The following is a 1087-nucleotide window of genomic DNA, read 5'->3' on the forward strand; positions in this document are numbered from 1 at the left end:
GGTTCATATGAGGGGACGTTCGTGCAGAACGTTCATAACGTCGCAAGGTAACTGTCTACGTCAGGTGGTCTGAAGGATACCGACCGGGTTACGCATGAATTCGTCACGCCGAGATACCTGGCCACATCAGCACCCGAATATCCCAGTTCTCTTACCGCAATCCATGAGATAATCCACCGGGCTTTCACCACAGGATGCCTTCGACTTCCGGAACGAAGTTCACCAAGTGACACATCTTGTTTTTCGCATACTGTTTCAGCCAGCTTATCAATATCCATCCGCTGCCCGGACAGCCGCAGATTCCTCTTCACCAAGTCATCAAGACCGGATACAACTTCCTGTACAAACTCACTATCTCCAAGAATCCGCTGGTCTGATGCTTGTTTTTTACCGCGTCCTCTGAGAGATACAACCTCTGACCAACCCCCCATGCTCCTGATTAATCCCCCGCCGACCAGCTCCGGTCGTCTTCCCAATGGTCTGCCCTCTTCGATATACTTCAGGTAATTCTGCCGGTGGGTACGGCTGTTGCCAAAAAGAGCTAAAACATACTCACACTCCTGCCATTCCCTTTTAGTCTTGCCCATCAGGGCGGAATGGCCTGACCAGGGACAGCGGTTCAATTCCTCAATATCTTTAACTATTCCAGCTCTCAATAAGTTCAGATGAATGTAACGCACTAATTCTATCAGGTAAGGGTCCTCCTGGCAGACTATAGATTTATAGCGGTTTTGAAAAAGATGTCCGTGCCTCCGGTGCCGTTTATTGAAATTGACTACGTATCCGGTAAGAAGTTTTCGCATACTTGTGGCTAAAGGGAGATTTTTGGTCCGGCAGAGCAAATGAAAATGATTGGGCAGCAATGCCCAGGCAAAAACGTCTATCGCTCCTTCTTGGACAAGTCTGGCCAGCCGGTCAATGAAGTCGACCCGGTCGCCGTCGTTCAGAAAAATCTTTCTTTTCTCTATACCCCGCCCGATGACATGGTGCAAAATACCGGGCGCGTCCAGTCTTGCTAATCTTGGCATGTGTTCCTATATCTCACAAACCCGCTGGCATGTCAAGCACGTTCTGCACGAACGTCCCC

1 protein-coding gene is annotated in these 1087 nt (G+C 49.6%); it reads right to left on the minus strand.

The genetic code is table 11. From position 1 onward, the window contains the following. Window positions 1-32: 32 nt before the first annotated feature. Window positions 33-1028: a transposase gene (locus AB1552_14500; GenBank protein ID MEW6054968.1), complete on the minus strand. Its 996-nt coding sequence runs from the start codon at window positions 1026-1028 to the stop codon at window positions 33-35. Window positions 1029-1087 lie beyond the last annotated feature (59 nt).

Source organism: Nitrospirota bacterium, assembly GCA_040754395.1.
Classification (GTDB): Bacteria; Nitrospirota; Thermodesulfovibrionia; order Thermodesulfovibrionales; family SM23-35; genus JBFMCL01.

Coding starts and splice junctions, on each gene's coding strand:
- AB1552_14500 (MEW6054968.1), bottom strand. CDS start 1,028: ATGCCAAGATTAGCAAGACTGGACGCGCCCGGTATTTTGCACCATGTC.